Annotated in this window: 20 protein-coding genes; 9 read left to right on the top strand and 11 right to left on the bottom strand. The window is 69.1% G+C overall.

Going from position 1 to position 21,913, the window contains the following annotated elements; all coding sequences use genetic code 11:
- The first annotated feature begins 18 nt into the window (after positions 1 to 18).
- The 3 genes from phoH2 (at position 19) to ON23_RS22455 (ending at position 3,234) form a co-directional block, all read left to right on the top strand.
- Positions 19 to 1,398 (top strand): RNA 5'-3' helicase PhoH2, encoded by a 1,380-nt coding sequence (gene phoH2, locus ON23_RS22465; RefSeq protein WP_083904171.1) that lies wholly within the window; start codon positions 19 to 21, stop codon positions 1,396 to 1,398.
- 256 nt (positions 1,399 to 1,654) lie between these two features.
- The gene (locus tag ON23_RS22460; protein WP_039780607.1) at positions 1,655 to 2,257 is read left to right on the top strand and encodes an LGFP repeat-containing protein; all 603 of its coding nucleotides are present in this window, start codon (positions 1,655 to 1,657) and stop codon (positions 2,255 to 2,257) included.
- Positions 2,258 to 2,376: 119 nt separating this feature from the next.
- Entirely contained in the window at positions 2,377 to 3,234 is an 858-nt protein-coding gene (locus tag ON23_RS22455) for an acyl-ACP desaturase (protein WP_039780606.1), read from the top strand.
- 72 nt (positions 3,235 to 3,306) lie between these two features.
- Here the strand turns inward: ON23_RS22455 and ON23_RS22450 are convergent, their stop codons facing one another.
- Both ON23_RS22450 and ON23_RS22445 read right to left on the bottom strand, forming a co-directional pair.
- Positions 3,307 to 3,750 (bottom strand): limonene-1,2-epoxide hydrolase family protein, encoded by a 444-nt coding sequence (locus ON23_RS22450; protein ID WP_039780605.1) that lies wholly within the window; start codon positions 3,748 to 3,750, stop codon positions 3,307 to 3,309.
- A gap of 59 nt (positions 3,751 to 3,809) precedes the next feature.
- On the bottom strand, positions 3,810 to 4,544 hold the full coding sequence (locus tag ON23_RS22445) for a TetR/AcrR family transcriptional regulator (protein WP_039780589.1): 735 nt from the start codon (positions 4,542 to 4,544) through the stop codon (positions 3,810 to 3,812).
- A gap of 96 nt (positions 4,545 to 4,640) precedes the next feature.
- Here ON23_RS22445 and ON23_RS22440 point away from each other — a divergent pair, with 96 nt between their 5' ends.
- Positions 4,641 to 5,825, top strand: a complete 1,185-nt coding sequence (locus ON23_RS22440) for an FAD-dependent monooxygenase (protein ID WP_039780588.1) — start codon at positions 4,641 to 4,643, stop codon at positions 5,823 to 5,825.
- Positions 5,826 to 5,892: 67 nt separating this feature from the next.
- On the opposite strand, the gene ON23_RS22435 is transcribed toward ON23_RS22440, so the two are convergent.
- A complete protein-coding gene (locus tag ON23_RS22435; RefSeq protein ID WP_039780586.1) occupies positions 5,893 to 7,299 on the bottom strand; it encodes a class II fumarate hydratase in 1,407 nt (468 codons plus the stop codon).
- 142 nt (positions 7,300 to 7,441) lie between these two features.
- Complete coding sequence (locus tag ON23_RS22430) at positions 7,442 to 8,179, bottom strand: IPT/TIG domain-containing protein (protein ID WP_083904174.1); 738 nt, start codon at positions 8,177 to 8,179, stop codon at positions 7,442 to 7,444.
- A gap of 374 nt (positions 8,180 to 8,553) precedes the next feature.
- On the opposite strand from ON23_RS22430, the gene ON23_RS22425 reads away from it, so the two are divergent.
- A complete protein-coding gene (locus ON23_RS22425) occupies positions 8,554 to 9,546 on the top strand; it encodes a hypothetical protein (protein ID WP_143860192.1) in 993 nt (330 codons plus the stop codon).
- An 83-nt stretch (positions 9,547 to 9,629) separates the two neighbouring features.
- Here ON23_RS22425 and glpX read toward each other — a convergent pair whose 3' ends face one another.
- Positions 9,630 to 10,676: a class II fructose-bisphosphatase gene (gene glpX, locus ON23_RS22420; protein ID WP_039780583.1), complete on the bottom strand. Its 1,047-nt coding sequence runs from the start codon at positions 10,674 to 10,676 to the stop codon at positions 9,630 to 9,632.
- A 184-nt stretch (positions 10,677 to 10,860) separates the two neighbouring features.
- Between glpX and ON23_RS22415 the strand changes: the two genes are divergently transcribed.
- Positions 10,861 to 11,424, top strand: coding sequence for a DUF4245 domain-containing protein (locus tag ON23_RS22415; RefSeq protein ID WP_306307141.1), 564 nt, complete (start codon positions 10,861 to 10,863; stop codon positions 11,422 to 11,424).
- A gap of 27 nt (positions 11,425 to 11,451) precedes the next feature.
- Here ON23_RS22415 and ON23_RS22410 read toward each other — a convergent pair whose 3' ends face one another.
- The 4 genes from ON23_RS22410 to ON23_RS22395 form a co-directional block, all read right to left on the bottom strand.
- On the bottom strand, positions 11,452 to 11,796 hold the full coding sequence (locus tag ON23_RS22410; RefSeq protein WP_039780582.1) for a VOC family protein: 345 nt from the start codon (positions 11,794 to 11,796) through the stop codon (positions 11,452 to 11,454).
- A 2-nt stretch (positions 11,797 to 11,798) separates the two neighbouring features.
- Positions 11,799 to 12,026, bottom strand: a complete 228-nt coding sequence (locus tag ON23_RS22405; RefSeq protein WP_039780580.1) for an exodeoxyribonuclease VII small subunit — start codon at positions 12,024 to 12,026, stop codon at positions 11,799 to 11,801.
- A complete protein-coding gene (xseA, locus tag ON23_RS22400; RefSeq protein WP_218001113.1) occupies positions 12,023 to 13,270 on the bottom strand; it encodes an exodeoxyribonuclease VII large subunit in 1,248 nt (415 codons plus the stop codon). Before xseA ends, ON23_RS22405 begins: the two co-directional genes overlap by 4 nt.
- A gap of 116 nt (positions 13,271 to 13,386) precedes the next feature.
- On the bottom strand, positions 13,387 to 14,178 hold the full coding sequence (locus ON23_RS22395; protein ID WP_039780578.1) for a lipid droplet-associated protein: 792 nt from the start codon (positions 14,176 to 14,178) through the stop codon (positions 13,387 to 13,389).
- A gap of 139 nt (positions 14,179 to 14,317) precedes the next feature.
- Here ON23_RS22395 and ON23_RS22390 point away from each other — a divergent pair, with 139 nt between their 5' ends.
- Positions 14,318 to 15,325, top strand: a complete 1,008-nt coding sequence (locus ON23_RS22390; protein ID WP_039780577.1) for a 4-hydroxy-3-methylbut-2-enyl diphosphate reductase — start codon at positions 14,318 to 14,320, stop codon at positions 15,323 to 15,325.
- A gap of 159 nt (positions 15,326 to 15,484) precedes the next feature.
- On the opposite strand, the gene ON23_RS22385 is transcribed toward ON23_RS22390, so the two are convergent.
- Both ON23_RS22385 and ON23_RS22380 read right to left on the bottom strand, forming a co-directional pair.
- Positions 15,485 to 16,363, bottom strand: coding sequence for a DUF6542 domain-containing protein (locus ON23_RS22385; RefSeq protein ID WP_051043090.1), 879 nt, complete (start codon positions 16,361 to 16,363; stop codon positions 15,485 to 15,487).
- Between the two features lie 58 nt (positions 16,364 to 16,421).
- On the bottom strand, positions 16,422 to 17,558 hold the full coding sequence (locus tag ON23_RS22380) for a DNA recombination protein RmuC (protein ID WP_039780573.1): 1,137 nt from the start codon (positions 17,556 to 17,558) through the stop codon (positions 16,422 to 16,424).
- Positions 17,559 to 17,678: 120 nt separating this feature from the next.
- Here ON23_RS22380 and ON23_RS22375 point away from each other — a divergent pair, with 120 nt between their 5' ends.
- Positions 17,679 to 18,851: a metallophosphoesterase family protein gene (locus ON23_RS22375; RefSeq protein ID WP_039780572.1), complete on the top strand. Its 1,173-nt coding sequence runs from the start codon at positions 17,679 to 17,681 to the stop codon at positions 18,849 to 18,851.
- Positions 18,852 to 18,873: 22 nt separating this feature from the next.
- A partial coding sequence (locus ON23_RS39605; RefSeq protein ID WP_051043088.1) for an AAA family ATPase occupies positions 18,874 to 21,913 on the top strand: 3,040 nt, incomplete at its 3' end.

The raw sequence follows: 21,913 nt of genomic DNA, 5'->3' as shown, positions 1-21,913 counted from the left end.
ACAACAAAGGAGCCCACCGTGACTGATGCACGCTCCGTCATCGCTCCCTCGAAAGCCCGCTCCGACAAGAGCGGAGGCTCCGGAAAGGGAGCCGGCACCTCGCCCCGCAAATCCTTCGTGATCGACACCTCCGTGTTGTTGTCCGACCCCTGGGCCATGACGCGTTTCGGTGAACATCACGTGGTGTTACCGCTGGTGGTCATCAGCGAACTGGAGGCCAAACGGCACCATCACGAACTCGGCTGGTTCGCCCGCGAAGCCCTGCGCAATCTCGACGACCTGCGTTTGGAATTCGGCCGGTTGGACCTGCGGGTCCCGATCGGGACCGAGGGCGGCACGCTGCAGGTGGAGTTGAATCACACCGACCCGGAGGTGCTTCCGGTCGGGTTCCGCACCGACACCAACGATTCCCGCATCCTCGCCTGCGCGCTCAACCTCGCCGCCGAGGGACAGCGAGTAGTGCTGGTGTCCAAGGACATTCCGCTGCGGGTGAAGGCGGGCGCGGTGGGCCTGCCCGCCGAGGAATACCACGCCCAGGACGTGGTGATCTCCGGCTGGACCGGGATGGCCGAACTCGAGGTCGGCGCCGACTGCGTCGACCGGCTCTACGCCGATTCGGTCATCGATCTGGACGAGGCCCGGGACCTGCCCTGCCACACCGGGATTCGGCTGCTCGGCGCCAACGGCAGCGCGCTGGCGCGGGTGACCGCGGACAAGCGGGTGCAGCTGGTGCGCGGCGATCGGGAGGCGTTCGGCCTGCACGGCCGCTCGGCCGAACAGCGCATCGCCCTCGATCTGCTGCTGGACGAGAGTGTGGGCATCGTCTCACTGGGAGGTAAGGCCGGTACCGGCAAGTCGGCGCTGGCGCTCACCGCGGGCCTGGAAGCGGTGCTGGAACGGCGTTCTCAGCGCAAGGTGGTGGTCTTCCGGCCGCTGTACGCGGTGGGCGGTCAGGAGCTGGGTTATCTACCGGGCAGTGAGAGCGAGAAGATGGGCCCGTGGGCCCAGGCGGTCTTCGACACCCTCGACGGCCTGGCGAGCCCGGAGGTGATGGAGGAGGTGCTCTCCCGCGGCATGCTGGAGGTCTTGCCGCTCACCCACATTCGCGGCCGGTCGCTGCACGATTCGTTCGTGATCGTGGACGAGGCGCAGTCGCTGGAACGCAATGTGCTGCTCACGGTGCTCAGCCGGCTGGGCAGCGGGTCGCGGGTGGTGCTCACCCACGACGTCGCCCAGCGCGACAACCTGCGGGTCGGCCGCCACGACGGTGTCGCGGCGGTGATCGAAAAGCTCAAGGGCCACCCGCTTTTCGCCCACGTCACCCTGACCCGCAGCGAGCGCTCGCCGATCGCCGCGCTGGTCACCGAGATGCTGGAGGAGTACGGACCGAACGCCTGAGGCGGCCGGCCGAGCGAAACCCCGAGGCGGTAGCGGACATGTTCCGCTACCGCCTCGGCGGCAAAAGGTGTGTCCCAGCAAACATTCGGAATATGGTTCAGCTCACACGGTGGCGGGTATATTTCCGCAAGAACCCTGCTCGACGTGGTTGTCGGTGTTTCAGATAGGTTCGCCGGACTATTGCCGAGCGCTGGCCTGTTGGTGGGTGGTGCCGCGGCCGCGGCGCTGCCGGCCCGCACCTTCCGAGAGGATGAACATGCACCACTTCGCTCGACGTTCCGCCGCCGTCGTGATGGCCTTCGCCGGGACGGCGCTGCTGTTCACCGCCGCCTGCAGCAACGACAACAGCGACAACAGCAGCTCGGGGACCACCACCACCCATGCCGGCATGGGTGAGACCACCGGCGCGATGGCCACGGGAACCACCGCCACGATGGCTACGGGAACCCCGTCGCCGGGCGAGACGTCGCCGGGCAATCCCGCGGCCACGGAAACCAAGATCGCGACCCAGAACGGCCAGGAGGTCGCGGTATCCGGCCACATCCTCACCAAGTACACCGAGATGGGCGCCGTGCAGAGCCCGCTCGGTGAGCCCACCGGCGCAGCGGTCGAGGGCCCCAACGGCGGTTCCTGTCAGGAGTTCACCGGCGGCGCGATCTGCTGGAGCCAGCAGACCGACGCCCACGTGGTGTGGGGTGATATCCGCACCGCCTGGGAGGGCAACGGCGGCGTGAACGGCAAGCTCGGCTATCCGACCAGCGATGAGAAGGACAACCCGACCGGTAAGGAGAGCGACTTCACCGGCGGCACGATCACCTGGAACTCCGCTGATCGGCAGACCACGGTGACCACCAAGTAGACGACGCGCGCGGCGCGGCGGCGAGACATCCGCACGGTCTCGCCGCCGCGCCGCTGTGTATCGCACGGCGTCAGCGCGTAATTCCCCCGCTCGGCCCGAACAGTCGGTACCTTGTCGTGGTGCAAACTCAGTTGACCGATCGTGAGCTGCTGGAATCGCTCGCGGATGCGGTGGAAGACAATCTCCGGCGCCACACCGAGCTGGCGCAGGTCTGGCAGCCGCACGAGTACGTGCCCTTCAGTGACGGACGCAATTTCGGCTTCCTCGGCGGCGTCGACTGGGATCCGGAACAGGCCGCTCTGGGTGAGGTTGCCACGGTTGCGCTCACCGTGAGCGTGCTGATCGCCGACAATTTGCCGTCGTACCATCGCGAGCTCGGTAAGCACCTGCGCACGGGCCCGTGGTGGCGCTGGGTCGGCCGCTGGACGGCCGAGGAGAACCGCCACGAGATCCTCATCCGCAACTATCTGATGGTGACCCGGGCGGTGGATCCGGTGGAACTCGAGCGCGCGCGGATGGAGCATATGACCACCGGCTTCCGCCGCCCGCCGCTGCACCTGCTCGAGGTACTGGCGCTGTGTGCCTTCGAGGAGTCCGCCTCCGCGGTGCGGCATCGCAATATCGCCGCGCTGCAGGAGAATTCGATGGTGACCGCCATCGCGGACCGGATCGCGCTCGACGACGAGTTGCAGTCGGCGTTCTTCGGCAATCTGGTCGCCGCGGCGCTGGAGCTGGTGCCGGATCAGGCCATGCGGGCGATCGCCGATCGGATCGCCGAGTTCCGGGTTCCCGAACTCACCCTGCGCGACGGCCGCAACAGCACCGAGGTCCTGGCCGAGGCCGGCATCTACGAACCGAAGCGTGCCGGAGAGCTGGTCTTCACGCCCCTGCTGGAACGGTGGAACATCTTCTCGCGCACCGACTTCGGCACCGCCGGTGAGGCGGCGCGGGCGGAGCTCGGCCACCTGCGCGCCTGATGTCGCCACGGTCGTGGTGTGTGAACGCGCGCACCACGACCGGCAGCTCCGGTCGGCGCTCGGCTGCCCTGGTCAGCGCCGGCGGACCAGGTTCCAGATCCCCGCCGCGGTGCCGCGCAGGAAGTTCTCCCAGCTGAAGTGGTCGTGCCACAGGGTGATGCGGCCGTCGACGAGTTCGAACGTGCCGCAGACCCAGAACCCGATTTCCAGCGGGCCCATGCGCAGATAGTCGGTGCGTTCGGTCAGGACCGTCTCACCCTCGACCGCGGGGGCGCCATCGGTTTCCGCGGCGATGTGGTGCATATCGGCGCGGAAACCGAAAGCGTCGCGACTCAGCCCGCGCAGTATCGCGCCGACGCGATGGATGCCGCGGATATCGGGCAGCGACGTGTTCTTCCAGACGATGTCGGGATCCAGCAGATCCAGCGCCTCGTTCACCGCGCTCATTTCCATCGCGGCGAAGAACTCGCGCACCGTGGTCACGGCGTTCTGTTGTAGCTCCGGTAATTCGGCCATAGTCCGACTGTAGGCGTGCGGCAGCCCGGACGGGGGATGATCGCGGTCGTTTCGGCTCGTCATCCGGTGTTCGACCCGCTTCTGTCCCGCCGCTGGGCGATCAAGGCGGCCACACCGTCGAGAATGCGCTCGATGCCGTAGCTCAGCGCCGCGTTGCGACCGTCCGCGGACGTGTCGGCGAAGGCGGCCACGACCTCGGGATAGCGGTCGGCGTGGGCGGCCAGGACCTCACCCACCTGCTTGGCCATCTCGCTTTCGGCCTGCTCGGGGCCGCTCGACGCGGTCTGTTGGACGAGGCTGCGGACATGGCCGTTCAGCAACACCACGGTGTCGAGACGTTCGGAACCGCGTAATCCGGTGCCGGCCAGCGGGGCGAGTGCTGCCTCCATCCAGCCGAGTTCGTTCGGGCCGAGCGGTCGCGCGCCGGCGGTGAGTTCGATGGTCCACGGATGCGCCCGGTAGCGCTCGTACATCGTGCCTGCCCACTGCCGCAGCGCCTCACGCCAGGGTTCGGGATCCGAGTCGGCGACGGTGACCTGCGGCGGCTGCCCCATCCCGTAGTCCAGCATCAACGCGGTGAGCTCGGCCTTTCCTGGTACATAGCGATACAGCGCCATTTTGGCGCAACCCAGCCGCTCGGCCAGCCGCTGCATCGATACGGCGGCCATCCCGTCGGCATCGGCCAGGGCGATGGCCTCGGTGACGATGCGTTCCAGCGACAGCGACGGCTTGGGGCCGCGCCGGGGGCGCTGCGGATTCCCCCACAGCAGTTCGTGGGCAGTCGGTCCGGTCATGACGCCATCCTCTCCGAATTCCGGCTTGACGGGAAACTGCGTCCAACATACGCTAATTAGCGTCCGACAGACACAGTTACTGATCGAGGGGTCATCATGCGGAATACGACAGTTCTCATCTCCGGTGCGAGCATCGCCGGCCCGGCGCTGGCCTACTGGCTGCAGCGCTACGGCTTCGCCGTCACCGTCGTCGAGCGGGCGCCCGAATTGCGGGCCGGCGGCCAAGCCGTCGACTTCAAGGGCGCGACCCACCGCACGGTGCTCGAGCGCATGGGCGTGTGGGAGGAGATCCACCGCCGGCAGACCGGCAAGACCGATATGGTCCTCACCGACGCCGAGGGCGCCGAATTGGCCGTCATGTCAGGCGATTTCACCGGTGGCGATGTGGAGATCCTGCGCGGCGACCTGGCCGAGATCTTCTACGAACGCACGGTGCACAGCTGTGAATACGTGTTCGGCGACTCCGTCGTCGCGCTGCGTGAGACCGCCGCCGGCGTCGAGGTCGAATTCGAGAACGCCCCGGCCCGGACCTTCGATCTGGTGGTCGGTTGCGACGGCATCCACTCCCGGGTGCGCGCGCTGGCCTTCGGCCCCGAGGCCGACTACGTCAAACATCTGGGCTACTACTACTGCACCGCGGGTGCGGCCGGATGGGGACACGACCCGAACGGGCCGCGGCAGCGCAATCGGTCCGAGGCCTACAACGAACCCGGACGGCTCGCGGTCCGCGGCGGTAACAAGGCCGCGCACATGTACATGTTCGCCGCCGAACCGCTCACCTACGACCGGCACGACGAGGCGGCACAGCGCCGCGTGCTGGCCGAGGCTTTCGCCGGCGCCCGTGGGCCGGTGCCCGCCATGATGGCCGAACTGTCCGGACTCGACTCCTTCTACCTGGATTCGCTGGGCCAGGTGGGAATGAAGAAGGGCTACACCACGGGCCGGGTCGCGCTGGTCGGTGACTCCGCCTACGGAAATACCCTGGGCGGCTTCGGAACCGGGCTGGCTGTGGTCGGCGCCTACGTGCTGGCGGGCGAGTTGGCGCTGGCCGACGGCGACCACACGGCCGCCTTCGCGCGCTACGACGAACTGATGAAGCGCTACGCCAAGATCGCGGGCAAGAGCAACGCCGGCCGCTTCCTCGCGCCGCGCACCGCCCGCGGTATTCGGATGCGCAACTGGTTCCTCGGCTCGCGTATGTTCGACCTCATGCTGAAGTACAGCGACAATGCCGCCAACGACATCGAACTGCGCGACTATCCGGCGCTGGTGGCGGCCTGAGCCGCGAGCCCGGATCCGGCCTCTCGGCGCGAGCGAGTGGCGGCGGCCGGATCCGGAGATCGTGCGATCAGTCCTCGTCCTCGACCTTCGCCATCGACAGCACGTCCAGCCGGCGATCGAGCTCCTCCTCCGACAGCTTCTCGCCGATCAATCCGCGGTCGACGACCGTCTCCCGAATCGTCTTGTTCTCGCGCAGCGCCTGTTTCGCGACGGCGGCCGCTTCCTCGTAGCCGATGGCCGAGTTCAGCGGGGTGACGATCGACGGCGAGGACTCCGCGAGCCGGCGCAGCCGTTCGGTATCGGCGGTGAGACCGGCGACGCATTTGTCGGCGAAGAGGCGAGACACGTTGGACAGCAGTCGAATCGACTCGAGAACGTTGCGGGCCATCATCGGGATGTAGACGTTCAGTTCGAAGGCGCCGTTGCCGCCACCCCACGCCACCGCGGCATCGTTGCCGATCACCTGGGCGGCGACCTGCGTCACGGCTTCCGGCAGAACGGGATTCACCTTGCCGGGCATGATCGAGGAGCCCGGCTGCAGATCCGGCAGCTGGATCTCCGCGAGCCCGGTGAGCGGTCCGGAACCCATCCAGCGAATATCGTTGGCGATCTTGGTGAGACTGATGGCGATGGTCCGCAGCGAACCGGAGATCTCGACCAGACCGTCGCGGGCGGCCTGGGCCTCGAAATGGTTGCGAGCCTCGGCCAGTTCGTCCAGTCCGGTCGTCTTGCGCAGCTCCGCAACGACTTTCGCGCCGAAGCCGGCGGGCGCGTTGAGTCCGGTACCGACCGCGGTGCCGCCGATGGGCAGCTCACCCAGTCTCGGCAGCGCGGCGACCAGGCGTTCCGTACCCGCCTCGACCTGCCGGGTGTAGCCACTGAACTCCTGGCCGAGGGTCACCGGGACGGCGTCCATCAGGTGGGTGCGGCCGGACTTCACCACCGTCCGCCACTCGGTGGCCTTGTCCAGCAGCCGCAGCCGCAGATGATCCAGCGCCGGAAGCAGCTCCTTCACCACGGCCTCGGTGGCGGCCAGATGCGTCGCGGTGGGGAAGGTGTCGTTGGACGACTGGGACATGTTCACGTCGTCGTTCGGGTGCACGGTGACGCCGCGGGCGGCGGCCAGGCTCGCGATCACCTCGTTGGCGTTCATATTCGAGCTGGTGCCGGAGCCGGTCTGGAAGACGTCGATCGGGAACTGGTCGTCGTGGCGGCCCTCGGCGATCTCGTTCGCGGCGGCGATGATCGCCTCGGCCTTCACACCGTCGAGCAGTCCCAGATCCCGGTTCACCGCCGCACACGCGGCCTTGAGCAGGCCGAGGGCGCGGATCTGAGCGCGTTCGAGGCCGCGTCCGCTGATCGGGAAATTCTCCACCGCCCGCTGCGTCTGTGCTCGCCACAGCGCGTTCACCGGAACGCGGACCTCGCCCATGGTGTCGTGTTCGATGCGGTACTGCGTCTGGTCGTCGGTCATAACTCGACACTAAGCCGGTTGAACGAGGGAGTGGGCTGCCACGCCTGAGGCTTTTCGCACAGGAATCGGCGGAATACCGGCGGTTCGGCCGGACCGCGGGCGCGGCAGCACGCACTGTCGCCGGACTGAGGCAGCCCTGCCGTCAGACGAAGGTGTAGGCGACACCGTTGCTGGTCCCGCCCGAGCCGGTGACCGTTATCTGCACCGTGCCCGCCGCATGAGCCGGGGCGACGGCGGTGATCTGGGTGCTGGAGTTCACGGTGAACGTCGTGGCCGTCGTGCCGAACCGGACGGTCAGCGGGCCGGTGAAATCGGTGCCGGTGATCGTCACGTTGTTGCCGCCCGTCGTCGGCCCGGAGGTCGGGGAGATGGAGGTGATGCTCGGTACGACGACGTAGACATAGGTCGCCGAGTTGCTGGTGCCGCCGGGCCCGGTGACGGTCACCGACACGATCCCGGTGCCGGCGGGGGCGACGGCGGTGATCTGGGTGTCGGAATCGACGGTGAACGAGGTCGCCGGAGTGGAACCGAAATTCACCGCCGTGACTCCGGTCAGGCCCGACCCGGTGAGCGTGACCGTCGTCCCGCCCGTGGTCGCTCCCTGGCTGGGGTTGATGCCGCTCAACGCCGGCACCGCGAGGTAGGTGTACGTCGCGCCGTTGCTGGTGCCGGCCGAGGTGGTGACGGTGACCTGCACGGCGCCGACCGAGCCGGCGGGGGCGATCGCCGTGATCTGCGTCGGTGAATTCAGCGTGAAAGTCGTTGCGGTCGTTCCGAATCGGACGGTGGTCGGACCGGTGAACCCGGTGCCGGTGATCGTGACGCTGGTACCCCCGGTGGTGGGGCCGGACGACGGGGAGATCGAGGTGATGGTCGGCATGGCGCTGCCTCCTTGCTGCTGGCTGAGATCTTGGTCCACCCTGCGGTCCGCTCGAATTGCGCTGGCGTCCCGCAACTTCCATTAACGTCCCGGAAACACGGCGCCGGTCGCGCTCCCGAGTTCGTTTTTGTCCGTTATCGATTCCGCCGCGCCGCGCGCCCGGCCGCCCGTAACCGTTCGGGCAACGAGGAAAACGGACAAAACCGGATCGGCGATGCGTTGCCCTGTCACGGCGGCAGGGCGCTTAATGGACATGCGGGCCACCGATCGGGTGGGACGGCACAGCCCGCGCCTTTGCCATAGCTGTACCGGGGAGGGCCGGTTGTTCGAGTCGCCGCCGCCGGGGCGGTGGTCGCTGGGGTAAGGGGGTTTCCTTGGCTACCGTGCTGAAAACGCTGCTGGCGGAGCGGCATCTCAAGAGCCACTCGGATTTCCTGGCCGCGTACGACGCCTGCGCCGCACGACTCGACCCGCCCGTCCCGCCCGGCTATGGACCCGCGAAAACACAGTACTATCAATGGCTTTCGGGCAAGATGGTCGGGCTTCCGCGCGACTACCACTGCCGGGTGCTGACCGAGATGTTCCCCGGCTGGTCGATCGAGAGTTTGTTCCGGACGGCCGCCGAGCCCACGCCGGTCACCGTCGGAGCGGACGAGCCGGGTCGTGCCGCGGATGACATCGAGCTCGCGGCCTTCCTCGGAGCCGAGACACTCGCCGGCGGTGTCACTCTCGTGTATCCGGCATTCGAGCTACCGCTGCGGTCGGCGCGCGCACGCCGGGCGCTCGCGGCATCCGATCGGTACTCGTTTCCGCGCAAGATTCGCGCAATCGCGGCCGGACACCGTTCGGACGCGCTGACGGCCTTGCCGGAGAAGGAGTTTCGCGCGCTGCTGTACGTGTTGTCGATGCTTCAGCGCCATACCGGTCTCTCGACCGATGTCCGCAGTGATCGTGAGGTGGCTGCGCACAGTGAGCGCCCCTACATCAGCTTCGGACTCACCGGCAACACGTGCACACGGAGATATCTCGACAACGTCGAGCGGCCGCTGTTCGATCTCGACGGCCGCGGTCGTCGCATCGAACAGGTGGCGTTGGCCGACGGCAGCCGGTACGGCTCGCGCGACGGCCACAGCATCGGCGTCATCGCGCGAGTGCGACCGGATCCGGATCTGTACCCGGGCCGGTACCGGATCTTCTGCGCGGGCCTCGGACCGCGCGGAACCACCGGTGCCGGGTGGTATCTCGCCACCTCGTGGGCTCCACTGCAGCGCCGTGCGGGTGACCAGGAGTTCGTCGCTGTCGTCGACATCGGTGACAGCTCCGACGAGACCGCCCGCCTCGAGTATCTGCTGATCGAATCGGAGTAGTGAGCCACACCCGCCACCGCGTTCCCTCCCCGGGAGCGCCTCATCAAGGCCGAAACCCCGCCGCAGCGAAGCGAAGGCAGAAATTACGGCAGCGGCGGAATCGCGTCCTCGTCGCCGACGAAGTCGACCGAGGCGTATTCGTGCAGCTTGGTGAGGCGGTGGTAGGCGTCGATGATGCGCACGGTGCCGGACTTGGAGCGCATCACGATCGACTGCGTCGAGGCGCCGCCGCTGTAGTAGCGCACGCCGCGCAGCAGGTCGCCGTCGGTGACGCCGGTGGCGGAGAAGAAGACGTTCTCGCCCGAGACCAGGTCCTCGGTGTTCAGGATGCGGTCGAGGTCGTGACCGGCATCGAGCGCCTTCTGCTTCTCGGCGTCATCGGTGGGGGCCAGCTTGCCCTGCAGCGCGCCGCCCATGCAGCGCAGTGCGGCCGCGGCGATGATGCCCTCGGGGGTGCCGCCGATGCCGACCAGCATGTCGGTGCCCGATTCGGGACGGGCGCAGGCGATCGCGCCGGCGACGTCGCCGTCGGAGATCAGGCGGATGCGCGCACCCGCGTCGCGAACCTCCTGGATGTGGCGGGCGTGGCGAGGCCGGTCCAGCACGCAGACGGTCAGGTCGGAGACCGCCGAGTTCTTGGCCTTCGCGACCCGGCGCAGATTCTCGGCGATGGGGGCGGACAGATCGATGACGTCGGCCGCCTCCGGGCCGACCGCGATCTTCTCCATGTAGAACACCGCCGACGGATCGAACATGGCGCCGCGTTCGGCGACCGCCAGCACCGAGATGGCGCCCGGCGAGCCCTTCGACATCAGCGTGGTGCCGTCGATCGGGTCGACGGCGAAGTCGACCTCGGGACCGGTCCCGTCGCCCACGGCCTCGCCGTTGTAGAGCATCGGGGCTTCGTCCTTCTCGCCCTCGCCGATCACGACGGTGCCGCGCATGGAGACGGTGGCCACCAGCTGCCGCATCGCGTCGACGGCCGCACCGTCGCCGCCCTCCTTGTCACCGCGGCCGACCCAGCGGCCCGCGGCCATCGCACCGGCCTCGGTCACCCGGACCAACTCCAGTGCGAGGTTGCGGTCCGGGGCCTCGCGGCGGCGACTGGTTGCGGGTGTGGGTGCCGTCATGACGGTGCCTCCTCGAGTTGTGTATTGCTGCGTGAATTGTCGCAGAACGGTCGGATCCGCCATTCAGGTACTGCTGTTCCACTTCGCGGGAGGAGCGTCCGCGCCGGTGGGGACGGCTGTGATGTCGGCCTCCCGGCCCGAGGGCGAGGCTCGGCGGATTCGGTGGCGCGTGGATACTTGGGTCGTGTCGCAGAAACCACGCATCCTCAACGACTACCGGGATCTCATCTGGTCGCTGATCCCGCTGGTCCTGATCTGCGTGGTGCTGGCCGCGGTGGCCAGCCAGTGCAGCTTCTCCGCGCACGGGCCCACGCCCGGTCAGGTGCCGAACTTCGACGTCCAGTCGGCCCTGCACGACGACGCCAAGGCGCTGCCGTTCCCGATTCGCGACCCCGCGGTGCCGGCGGACTGGAAGGCCAATTCCGGTAGCCGTGACACCGTCACCGGATCCGGTGGTGGCACCGTCAGTACGGTCGGTTTCATCACCTCCAACGGCACCTACCTGCAGCTGAGCCAGAGCAATGCGAGCGAGAGCGCGCTCGCCGCCCACGTCGTCGACACGCGCAGCCCGTCGGGGTCCCGGATGGTGGGCAACCAGAAGTGGACGGTGTACCACGTGCAGGGCAGTGAGTCGGCCTGGATCTCGGACTTCGGGCAGAGCCGGGTACTGCTCAAGGGCGCGGCGAACGAGGCGGCCTATCTGACGCTCGCGCAGGCCGTGGACGCCGCGGCGCCGCTGCAGCCCTGAGCCCCTGCTAGAACCCTGAACGCGGGCTCAGCGGTGGCTCACGACGTTGACCACCGTGCCGTCCGGATCGCGGACGAAGAACCGCCGCACACCCCACGGCTCGTCCCGCAGCGCGTAGACCACCTCGGCACCGGCCGCGACCATCGCCTCGTGCGCGGCGTCCACATCGGCGACCTCGACGCTGACATCCGGCTGCGGATCCTCGGCGTCGGCGCCGATCAGCAGGATCTGCGCGGTCGGATTGCTCGGTGAGGCCAGCCCGACCGCCCAGCCGAGATCCATCACCTCGTCGAGGCCCAGCGCCCGGTAGAAGGCGCGGGCCCGTTCCATATCGGCGACGCGCAGATCCGGGACGACGCGCCGGATATCCATGCTCAGTCCTGGTCTCCGCCGCGCCGCGACAGGGCGTCCTCGACCCGGCGGCGGGCTCCGGCGAGATGTTCCTCGCACCGGTTGGCCAGCGCCTCGCCGCGCTCCCACAGGGCGAGCGAATCGTCGAGGTCCATTCCGCCCTGTTCGAGCATCTTCACGACGTTGACCAGTTCGTCGCGGGCGCGTTCGTAGCCGAAGGTCGCGATCTCGGTGACGTCGCTGTCGGTCATGACGATTCCTCCTGTTCGGATGCCGGTGCCGGCCGGTCCGTAACCCGCTGGGCCGGTATGGGATTCGCGAGGGCCTGACTGCCCAGGGCCGCGGCGCTGATCGCGCCGTCGGCGACCCGGATACGCAATTGCGTGCCCGGCGGGGAGTCGGCGACGGTGCGGACGACGTGGCGCTCCGTACCGGTAACCCGTTGCACGACAGCGTATCCGCGCGCCAGAGTGGCGGCCGGGCCCACCGCGGTGAGCTTGTCGCGCAGATGGCGCGCGGTGGTGGCCTGGCTGGTGAGGCAGTGTTCGACGGCGCGGTGGGCCGCGGTGCGCAGCCGCTCGATCTCGTCGTGGCGCTGGTCCAGAATCCGCAGCGGATCGGCCAGTACCGGGCGTGAGCGCAGCTGCTGCAGGGCGCGCGCCTCGCGATCGACCCAGCCGCGCAACGCCGCGGCCGATCGGGCGCGTAGTTCCCGGACGCCGGCGAGTTCGGCGGCGGCGTCGGGAACCAGGCGTTTGGCGGCGTCGGTCGGGGTGGCCGCGCGCAGGTCCGCGACGTAGTCGGAGAGCGGATTGTCCGGCTCGTGCCCGATCGCGCTGACTATCGGGGTGGTCGCGGAAACGATGGCGCGGCACAGGGTTTCGTCGGAGAACGGCAGCAGATCCTCGACACTGCCACCGCCGCGCGCCAGCACGATCACCTCGACCTCCGGGTGATCGTTCAACTCGGCCAGCGCGTCGAGGATCTGCGGTACCGCGGTCGGCCCCTGTACGGCCGTATTGCGGATCTCGAAACGGACGGCCGGCCACCGCTGCTGGGCGACGGTCACCACATCGTGTTCGGCGGCGCTGGCGCGACCGGTGATCAAGCCGATCACCTTGGGCAGGAACGGCATCGGCCGCTTCAGCCGCGGATCGAACAACCCCTCCGCGGCCAGCAGCGCCTTCAGACGTTCGATGCGGGCCAGCAGCTCGCCGATGCCGACGGGGCGAATCTCGGTGACGCGCAACGAGATCGTGCCTCGGCCGGTGAAGTACGACAGTTTGCCGTAGACCACCACCCGGCTGCCCTCCTGCAACGGGACGGCCGAGGCGCGCAGCAGTTGCGGATCGCAGGTGATCGACAGCGACATGTCGGCGGCGGTATCGCGCAGCACCAGGAACGCGGTGCGCGTGCCGGGGCGCAGATTGATCTGGGTGATCTGGCCCTCCACCCAGACGCTGCCGAGCCGATCGATCCACTGCGCGACCTTCATCGCGATGGTGCGCACCGGCCACGGCTGTTCGGCCGAGTTGGCGGGGCGGGCAGCAGAACGCGCCGGTTCCCCGGAGGCTCGGGCCCCGGCGGCCGGCGCGTCGGCGTGTGAGTCGGTCACTTGGCCTGCACGGTGGCGATCCGGTTCGTCAGCATGGTCACGAACGGCGCCCGGTCGAGGGTCTGCTGCTCGTAGGCCAGCAGTTCGGCCAGCTCCTCGACGCTGAGCATGCGCAGCCGGGCCCGCAGCTGAGCCAGCGTCATATTCGCGTAGTCGTACCGGCCGGCGACCTCGGGTTCGATCACTCCGCGCGGTTCCGCCGCCGCGGTGCCGGGATTGCTCGTGCCGGGGTTGTCCGTGCCGGGGTTGTCCGTGTCCTCGCCGGCCGTTTCGATGGAGTTCGTCCCCGTTTCGACGGCGTCGGCGGTGGTGGTGGTCTCCGCAGTGTCCGTTTCGGCGGTGGCCGATTCCACAGTGTCCGATTCCGCAGTGTGAGATGCGGCATAGCCGTTCGTCGCCGAGGGAGTGACCGATGCCGCGGGTTCCGGGACGCCCGCGGCCGGGTCGGATTCGGCGAACAGATCGAAGCGGCTCAGCCGCGCGGCGAAATCACGGTCACCCCGCGCGCCGAAATCGCCGCTGCCGAACGGTTGCTCGTCGTCGAGATCCTCGTCGAAGGTGGCCCATTCCGGCTGCTCCACCGGGCGATTGGCCAGCCGGTCGAAGACCTCGTCACCCTTGAGGGCGAGGCTGGTCACGAACTGCTGCAGATGCATCGAGGTCTGCAGCAACTGGCTGATCGCGGTGATCGGCAGATGGATTGCCACAGTGGGTAACCGGCGAGTTTCCTCGAGGGCGTAGACGGCGGCCCCAGCGGCGACCCGGGCCAGGTAGGGAGGTCGGAACATGTCCCTAGCCTGCCCGAAACGGCCGGTGATGCAAAGAACAGAGTTCACGTGTTCCATTGTCGCGCGTCCCGCCACACCGGCGTACCCGCGGTTCGCGGGCGGGACTTTCCCCGTCGGCCGGCGCACGTAAGCTGTGAACATGTCCTCGGCTATCCCCCTGAATGTCGGAATCGCCCGGTCGGCCGATGCGGCCGGTGCCGGCGCGGGCAAGCGGGTGCTGCTCGCCGAACCACGCGGCTACTGCGCGGGTGTGGACCGGGCGGTGGAAACCGTGGAGCGCACCCTCGAGAAGCACGGTGCGCCGATCTACGTGCGCAAGGAGATCGTGCACAACCGCCACGTGGTCGAGACCCTGCGCGAGCGCGGCGTGGTCTTCGTCGACGAAACCGACGAGGTGCCCGAGGGCGCGGTGGTGGTCTTCTCCGCGCACGGCGTGTCGCCGGCGGTGCACGAATCCGCGGCCGCCCGCAATCTGCACACCATCGACGCGACCTGCCCGCTGGTGACGAAGGTGCACCAGGAGGCCAAGCGCTTCGCCCGCGACGACTTCGACATCCTGCTCATCGGCCACGAGGGCCACGAGGAGGTCGAGGGCACCGCCGGTGAGGCGCCCGACCACGTTCAGCTGGTCGACGGCCCCGAGGCGGTCGACGGCGTCGAGGTGCGCGACGAGAACAAGGTGATCTGGCTGTCGCAGACCACGCTCTCGGTGGACGAGACGATGGAGACGGTGCAGCGGCTGCGCACGCGCTTCCCGAACCTGCAGGACCCGCCCAGCGACGACATCTGCTACGCCACCCAGAACCGTCAGGTCGCGGTGAAGGCGATGGCGCCCGAATGCGATCTGGTGATCGTCGTCGGCTCCCGCAACTCCTCCAACTCCAAACGGCTGGTGGAGGTCGCCCTGAACGCGGGCGCCCGCGCCTCCTACCTGGTCGATTTCGCCCGCGAGGTCGACCCGGCCTGGTTCGAGGGCGTCACCACCGTCGGTGTCACCTCCGGCGCCTCGGTCCCCGAGATCCTGGTGCGCGGCGTGCTCGACCTCCTCGCCGAACACGGCTACGGCGAGGTCCAGCCCGTCACCACCGCGAACGAGACCCTGGTCTTCGCCCTCCCGCGCGAACTGCGCACCACCGGCCGCCGCTGAGCCCGCGTCGCTGAATCTCCGCGTTTCCGCGCGATCGCGGAAATGCTTGGCGCGCAACGGTAACGGCCCGCCGATGCGAGACGATGAGTGGGCGTGGGGATTTCGGGGATGACCGCTGCGGGCGCAGCCGTAACCGGTTCGGCGCCCGCGACGTTCGGCTCAGCGGTCGCGGTAGCGCACGTTCGGCCGCGGATGCGGGGGCACATCGCTCGGCGGCTGAGGCCGGCCGCGGCGGGGCTGCGGTTCGGCGACTCGGGTGCGTTCCGCGGTCCGCGTGCGCTCACCGGTGCGGGGGTAGGACGCGGCCGCGGCGACACGCGGCGGGCGTTCGGCCACCTTGCCGCCCGTGCGGCGCGCCGCCCGTGCGGGTTCCGGTTCCGCGGCCCGCTTGGCCGCCCCGGACCCGCGAGCGGCCGAATCGCCACGCTTGGGCGCCTTGGCGGATTTGGTGGCTTCAGCACCGCGCTTCTGACCGCGGGAGCTACGCCGCAGGGTCTCGCCGCCCGCGGCTTCGCTACGGGCGCGACGCGCACGGCCGGCGGCCGAACGCGGATTCCAGCTGTCGCCGCCGCGTTCCCGGGTGGGACGCGCGGTGCTGTCGGCGTTGCGGTACAGCCACACCCGCACGGCGCCGACGCCCAGCACCAGGACCGTCGCCAGCGCCATGGTCGGGAATCTGTTCACCAGCGGAATCGCCAGGTTCAGCAGAATGTCCTTCACCGAGGTCGAGCTGTGCCCGATCAGCTGCTGATAGGCCAGCGGGACGGCGATGAACAGCAGTAGCGGCGGGGTCACCATGGTGGTGAACAGGCCGCGATAGCGCACCACGCATGCCGCGATCACACATCCGATGATGTAGAACGCGGCGAACACATGGGTCAGCTCCTTGCCGCTGTTTCCGGAGTCGATGAAAAATCCGATGAAAGTGCACGCCACCGCGATCAACACCGCGGCGCCGGCGGGGATACCGGGCACCGACGGGACGATCGAGAGGTGCGAGGCGGGTACATCGGATCGCTCGCGTTGGGTAGCTGCCACGTAAAGCACACTATCTGCCGCGGCCGGAACGTGTGTCGAGGCCGGGCTGCTGCCGGAGTTACTCGTTGGTGTCCGAGAAGCCTACCGCGCGCGGCCACGACTGGACGGGAGCAATTGCCGGTACGGCGCGATCGCCGATGTCGAGATCGTGCAGCCGGCGCGCGGTGACCATCACGCGCGACTCGATCGAGGCCACGGTGTGGTTGAAAGCGTCGACGGCCTTACCGAGTTGGGTGCCGAGCTTGTCGAGATGGCTGCCCGTGGTGGACAACCGGGTGTAGAGCTCCCGACCCAGTTGCTGAACAGTTGCCATATCTCGCGAAAGTGCCTCCTGCCGCCACCCGAACGCGACGGTGCGCAGTAATGCGATCAAGGTGGTCGGTGTAGCGAGAATCACGTTGCGGCCGAACGCGTATTCGAGAAGTCCGGAATCGGCGGTCAGGGCGGCGTCGAGGAACGGATCGCCCGGGATGAACAGGATCACGAATTCCGGACTGGGGTCGAAGGCCTCCCAGTACGCCTTGCCGGCCAGTTGGTCGACATGCGCGCGCAGGTGTTTGGCGTGCCGGGCCAGATGGTCGGCGCGCCGGCGCGGATCCGTCTCCCCGGTGGCATCCAGGTAGGCCGTCAGCGGCACCTTGGCGTCGACCACCAGTTGGCGGTCACCGGCCAGCCGCACCACCAGATCGGGCCGGATCAGGCCGTCGCGGCCGCTCGCGGTGACCTGCGTGTCGAAGTCGCAGTGTTTGGCCATCCCCGCCAGTTCGACGACCCGCTCGAGTTGGATCTCACCCCAGCGCCCGCGCACCTGCGGCGCGCGCAACGCCGACACCAGCTCGCCGGTCTGGGTGGACAACTGCTGGGAGATCCGCTGCATCCCCGCCACCTGTTCGCGCAGCCCGGAGTAGGCGTTGATGCGGTGGTGCTCGACCTGCTGGATGTGCTGGTTCAAACTGCCCAGGGCCTCGCGCAGCGGTTCGACCAGGGTGCCGATGGCCTGTGAATTGTGCCGTGCCGCATCCGCACTCGCGGCGCCGAGCGATTGCCGCAGCAGCTGTTCGTTGTCCCGCAGCGCCGCGAGCCGAGCTTCGGCCGTGGCCGCCCGCTGTCCCGCCCGGGCGGCATGGCCCAGCCACCCGAGGCCGGCCCCCGCGCAGAACACCAACAACAACGCGAACAGCATCGATGCGGTCATGGTCCCGATAGTGCCCCATCCCACCGACAAGTTCGCGGATCCCGGCAATTCTCCAGCATCATCCGTCGACACGCCGAAGCGATTCAACCTTGTCGGTGAGATGGCTTAGCCTCTTCCCACATGCGGATGCTGCATACCTCGGACTGGCACATCGGGCGCACCTTTCACGGTGTCGACCTGCTGGCCGATCAGGCGCGTGCGCTGGAGGCGGTGGCGGAGCTGGTGGCTGCGGAGCGGGTCGACGTGGTCGTGGTGCCGGGTGACGTCTACGATCGGTCGATTCCGAGCGCGGATGCGATAGCGGTGTGTAACAAGGGTTTCGAGGCGATCCGCGCCGCCGGGGCGACGATCGTCGCGACCTCGGGTAATCACGATTCCCCCACCCGGCTGGGCGCCCTCGGCAGCTTCGCCGCGGCGGGCGGACTGCATCTGCGGACGTCGGTGGCGGAAGTGGACCGGCCGGTCGTGCTCACCGACGAGCACGGACCCGTCGCCTGCTACGGCATCCCCTATCTGGAACCCGAGATCACCCGCGCGGAACTGGATGTGCCGCAGGCGCGTTCGCATGCCGAGATCCTGGATGCCGCGCTGGCGCGGATCCGTGCGGACCGGCAACGCCGCGGTGATCCGCGCACCGTAGTGCTGGCACACGCCTTCGTGGTCGGTGCCGAGGCGACCGGTTCGGAACGTTCGATCGCGGTGGGCGGCGTGGAGACCGTTCCGCTGAGCGCCTTCGAGGGCATCGATTACGTCGCGCTGGGCCACCTGCATTCGCCACAGACGTTGTCGGAGTCGGTGCGGTATTCCGGCTCGCCGCTGCCGTATTCGTTCGCGGAGCGGTCGCATCGCAAGGCGGTGTGGATCGTCGATCTGGACGCCGCCGGGCTGGTATCGGTGCAGCGCCACGATCTGCCGGTGGTGCGTGGACTGCGTCAGCTGACCGGCGTGCTGGACGATCTGCTGTCCGCGGCCGACTATGCCGACGCCGAGGACGATTACGTCTCCGCGGTGCTCACCGATCACGCCCGCCCCGTCGATGCGCTGCGCCGGCTGCGCCAGCGGTTCCCGCACGCGGTGCACGTGGAATGGTCTCGCCCGGAGGGCAATGCGCAGCTGCGCTACCGCGAACGGGTACACGGCCGCCGCGACAGCGAGATCGCGCACAGCTTCCTCAGCGATGTGCGCGGCGAACCGACGGCGGGGGAGATGGCGCTGATCGAGCAGGCGCTGTCCGCGGCCCGGCGCGAACCCGCCGCCGAAGTGGTGGCGCCCGCGGCGGAGTTGTCGGCATGACCGACGCCCGGGCGGGGGCCGCATGAGGCTGCATCGGCTGGAGCTCACGGCTTTCGGGCCGTTCGCCGAGACGGCTCGGGTCGATTTCGACGAGCTCGGCGCCGACGGTCTGTTCCTGCTGCACGGTCATACCGGCGCGGGGAAGACGACAGTGCTCGACGCGATCGCGTTCGCGCTCTACGGCCGGGTGCCGGGGGCACGCGGTGAGAGCAAGCGCCTGCATTCCGATCACGCCGATGCGCAGACCGCGCCGCGGGTGGTGCTGGAGGCGACGCTGGGCGGGCGCCGGCTGCGCCTGACCAGATCGCCGGAGTTCGAACGGCCGAAGAAGCGCGGCAGCGGTATGCGGACCGAACAGGCCGCGGCGACACTGGAATGGCTGGACGGGCGCGGACAACATCTGTCGCGCATCCCCGATATCGGCGACGAGGTGAGCCGGCTGCTGGGGATGAGTGCCGATCAGTTCTTCCAGGTGGTGCTGCTCCCGCAGGGCGATTTCGCGCGATTCCTGCGCTCGGACAACGAGGATCGGGAGAAGCTGCTCGAGCGACTGTTCGACACGGAGCGCTTCGGCACGGCCGAACAGTGGCTGGCCCAGCGGCGGCGGGAGAGCGGCGCGCAGCTGGACACTCACCGCCAGAGCGTCGACCGCCTGATCGCCCAAGTCGCGATAACCGCGGGTTTGGGCGCCACCGAAGCCGTCGGTCCGCTCGAGGCCGTGGAATGGTCGCAGCAGCTCCTCACGCAGGCCCGCGCCGAAGCCGAGCGTTCTGCGGCGGAACTGTCTCGCTGCCAGCAGGATTCGGCGCGCCGGCAGTCCGCGGCCGAGGAGCATCGCCGCATCCAGGAGCGTCGCGAACGCGCCGCGATCGCCCGCCGCCACCTCGACGACTACGCCGCGGGCGCGACCCATCGCGACCGGCTGCAGGCCGATCTGGACCGTGCCCGCCGCGTCGAACCGGTGGCGGCCGCGCTCGCCGACGCCCGCACCGCCGCCATGACCCTGCGCCGCCGCACCGACGAAGCCCGTGAGCTGGCCGAACGCCTGGCCGCCCGCCTGCTCGAACCCGAATCCGCCGAGCTACTCGGAACCACCTGGGCCGCAAGTGATCTCGCTGCCGCCGAATTGGCGGATACCGAGTTGGCCGAGGAGCTGTCGGCCATTCCGGAGATCGGCGGCGTCGACGAAGAGGGTGCCGTGGGCGAGAGCCGCCACGGTCTGCACTCCGTGAGCTCGGGCGAGGACAACCGATCCGCTGCGAAATCGGTTCCGACCGCCACGACCGCCGACCACGGACACGTCGCTGGAAACGCCGCCCCGGCGTCCGCCGATGACGCAACGGATGCCGAATCAAGCTGCTCCGATGTAGCGCGTGCCGGCGAGCCCGCGAGGGCAGAGGACAGACGTCGGATATCGCCGGAAACGGAGGCGACAGTCCACGGCGGCGCCGAAACAACCGACGACGCAACGCTGTTCGCTCTCTCTGTCCCTTCGTCCGAGGAGCGCGATGCGGTGGACGAACCGGTCGAATTGGAGCTGTTCTCCATCGACCTCGTCCGCCCCGCACCGGCGGCGTCACGCGGTACCAGGTCCCGCCCCGGCGCCCGCGCGCAGCACGAACCCGGCCCGTCGGGCGAGCAGAAGATTCCCGGTGCGGTCGATGATGCCCTGGCCGGCGAATCCGACGACTCAGGCACCGCGGCGGCCGGCCCTGATGTCGCAGCCGAGGCCGGATCACCTGATGCTTCGACCGGTAGCTCGAACCCGCGCTCGGTGGACAACAACCTGCGTTCGGTGGGCGACGCTTCGCGCTCGGTGGGCGACAACCTGCCCGCCGCGAACGACCGTGTGCACCCCACAGCTCCCCGCGGTATCGACGCCGCCGTGCAACGGTGGTCGGCACATATCGGCTCCCTGGAAGAGGTCCGCGCCGACGCGGAGAACGCCGTGCGCCTGACCACCGAATTAGCCGGTCTGCGAAAGGAATACGCCGCCGCGTCCCGCGAGCTGGAACAGCTGGCGCAGCGCAGGGAGCAGCTGCCGCAGGCCATCCGCTCGGCCGAGGTGGCACTGCGGGAGGCGGCGGATGCGCGGGCCGCGCTGCCAGGCTTGGAACGTGACTGCGAGCGCACGCGTGCCGCGGCGGAGGCGGCGGTCGAGCTGGTGGGCGCGCGGAAGGAATTGTCCACGGCCACCGAGGCATTCGAGCGGGCCCGCGCCGCGCACGCCGATGCGCGCGAGCGCACCCTCGACATTCGCGAACGTCGCCTCGCCGGTATGGCGGCCGAGCTGGCGGGTGCGCTCGTCGAGGGGCAACCGTGCAGTGTATGCGGTTCCGGCGACCATCCGGCCCCAGCCCGGCCCACCGCCGTCACCGTCGCGAAATCCGATGAGGACGCGGCGGTTCAGGCGGAACGCGACGCCGAACAGCTCCGTGACCGCGCCCTCACCCGCCGCACGGAACTGGAACGGCGGATCGAACTGCTCGTGGAGCGCGGCGGCGACGGCGATCACGCGGAATTGGCCGCCGCCGTGAACGCGGCGACCGAGCGGTTCCGGTCCGCGCAGCAGCAGGCGAGCGCCGCCGCCGATCGCACCGCCGAGGTGGAGCGGCTGCGCACCGCCGAAACCGAGCTGCACACGCGCCTGCGGGAACTCGAAAGCCGGGGCAGCGCCGTACAGGAACGCATTCTGTCGGTCGATCGGCGGCTGGCCGAACTCACCGAGCGAGTCCGGGTCGCCGCCGGTGCCGACGGCACGGTGGAGCGTCGCCGGGCCCGCCTGGAAGCGCTGATCGCCGACGCCACGGATCTGCTCACCGCCCGCACCGACGCCTCCGTCGCTGCCGAACAATTCACCGACCTCGCCCGCCGCGTCGAGCACACGGCCCGCGCCGCCGACCTGCGGGTCGCCACCGAGCCGCGGCCGGAACGCTCGGTGTCGCACGCACCCGACCACGCCGCTCTCGCGGCCTACGCGAAGGTCGTCGCGGCCGCGACCCGCACCCCGCAGCAGCAGACCGAGATGGAGGCCGAACTCGTCGCCGCCGACCGCCGCCGCG

It is taken from the genome of Nocardia cerradoensis NBRC 101014, from assembly GCF_000308535.1.
GTDB lineage: Bacteria > Actinomycetota > Actinomycetes > Mycobacteriales > Mycobacteriaceae > Nocardia > Nocardia cerradoensis.
This window is presented reverse-complemented; position numbering and strand designations above follow the sequence as displayed.

What these genes read in the sequence shown, in the direction of transcription:
- ON23_RS22460 (WP_039780607.1), top strand. Translation starts at nt 1,655, where the DNA reads ATGCACCACTTCGCTCGACGTTCCGCCGCCGTCGTGATGGCCTTCGCC.
- ON23_RS22450 (WP_039780605.1), bottom strand. Translation starts at nt 3,750, where the DNA reads ATGGCCGAATTACCGGAGCTACAACAGAACGCCGTGACCACGGTGCGC.
- ON23_RS22445 (WP_039780589.1), bottom strand. Translation starts at nt 4,544, where the DNA reads ATGACCGGACCGACTGCCCACGAACTGCTGTGGGGGAATCCGCAGCGC.
- ON23_RS22440 (WP_039780588.1), top strand. Translation starts at nt 4,641, where the DNA reads ATGCGGAATACGACAGTTCTCATCTCCGGTGCGAGCATCGCCGGCCCG.
- ON23_RS22435 (WP_039780586.1), bottom strand. Translation starts at nt 7,299, where the DNA reads ATGACCGACGACCAGACGCAGTACCGCATCGAACACGACACCATGGGC.
- ON23_RS22430 (WP_083904174.1), bottom strand. Translation starts at nt 8,179, where the DNA reads ATGCCGACCATCACCTCGATCTCCCCGTCGTCCGGCCCCACCACCGGG.
- glpX (WP_039780583.1), bottom strand. Translation starts at nt 10,676, where the DNA reads ATGACGGCACCCACACCCGCAACCAGTCGCCGCCGCGAGGCCCCGGAC.
- ON23_RS22410 (WP_039780582.1), bottom strand. Translation starts at nt 11,796, where the DNA reads ATGGATATCCGGCGCGTCGTCCCGGATCTGCGCGTCGCCGATATGGAA.
- ON23_RS22405 (WP_039780580.1), bottom strand. Translation starts at nt 12,026, where the DNA reads ATGACCGACAGCGACGTCACCGAGATCGCGACCTTCGGCTACGAACGC.
- xseA (WP_218001113.1), bottom strand. Translation starts at nt 13,270, where the DNA reads ATGAAGGTCGCGCAGTGGATCGATCGGCTCGGCAGCGTCTGGGTGGAG.
- ON23_RS22395 (WP_039780578.1), bottom strand. Translation starts at nt 14,178, where the DNA reads ATGTTCCGACCTCCCTACCTGGCCCGGGTCGCCGCTGGGGCCGCCGTC.
- ON23_RS22390 (WP_039780577.1), top strand. Translation starts at nt 14,318, where the DNA reads ATGTCCTCGGCTATCCCCCTGAATGTCGGAATCGCCCGGTCGGCCGAT.
- ON23_RS22380 (WP_039780573.1), bottom strand. Translation starts at nt 17,558, where the DNA reads ATGACCGCATCGATGCTGTTCGCGTTGTTGTTGGTGTTCTGCGCGGGG.
- ON23_RS22375 (WP_039780572.1), top strand. Translation starts at nt 17,679, where the DNA reads ATGCGGATGCTGCATACCTCGGACTGGCACATCGGGCGCACCTTTCAC.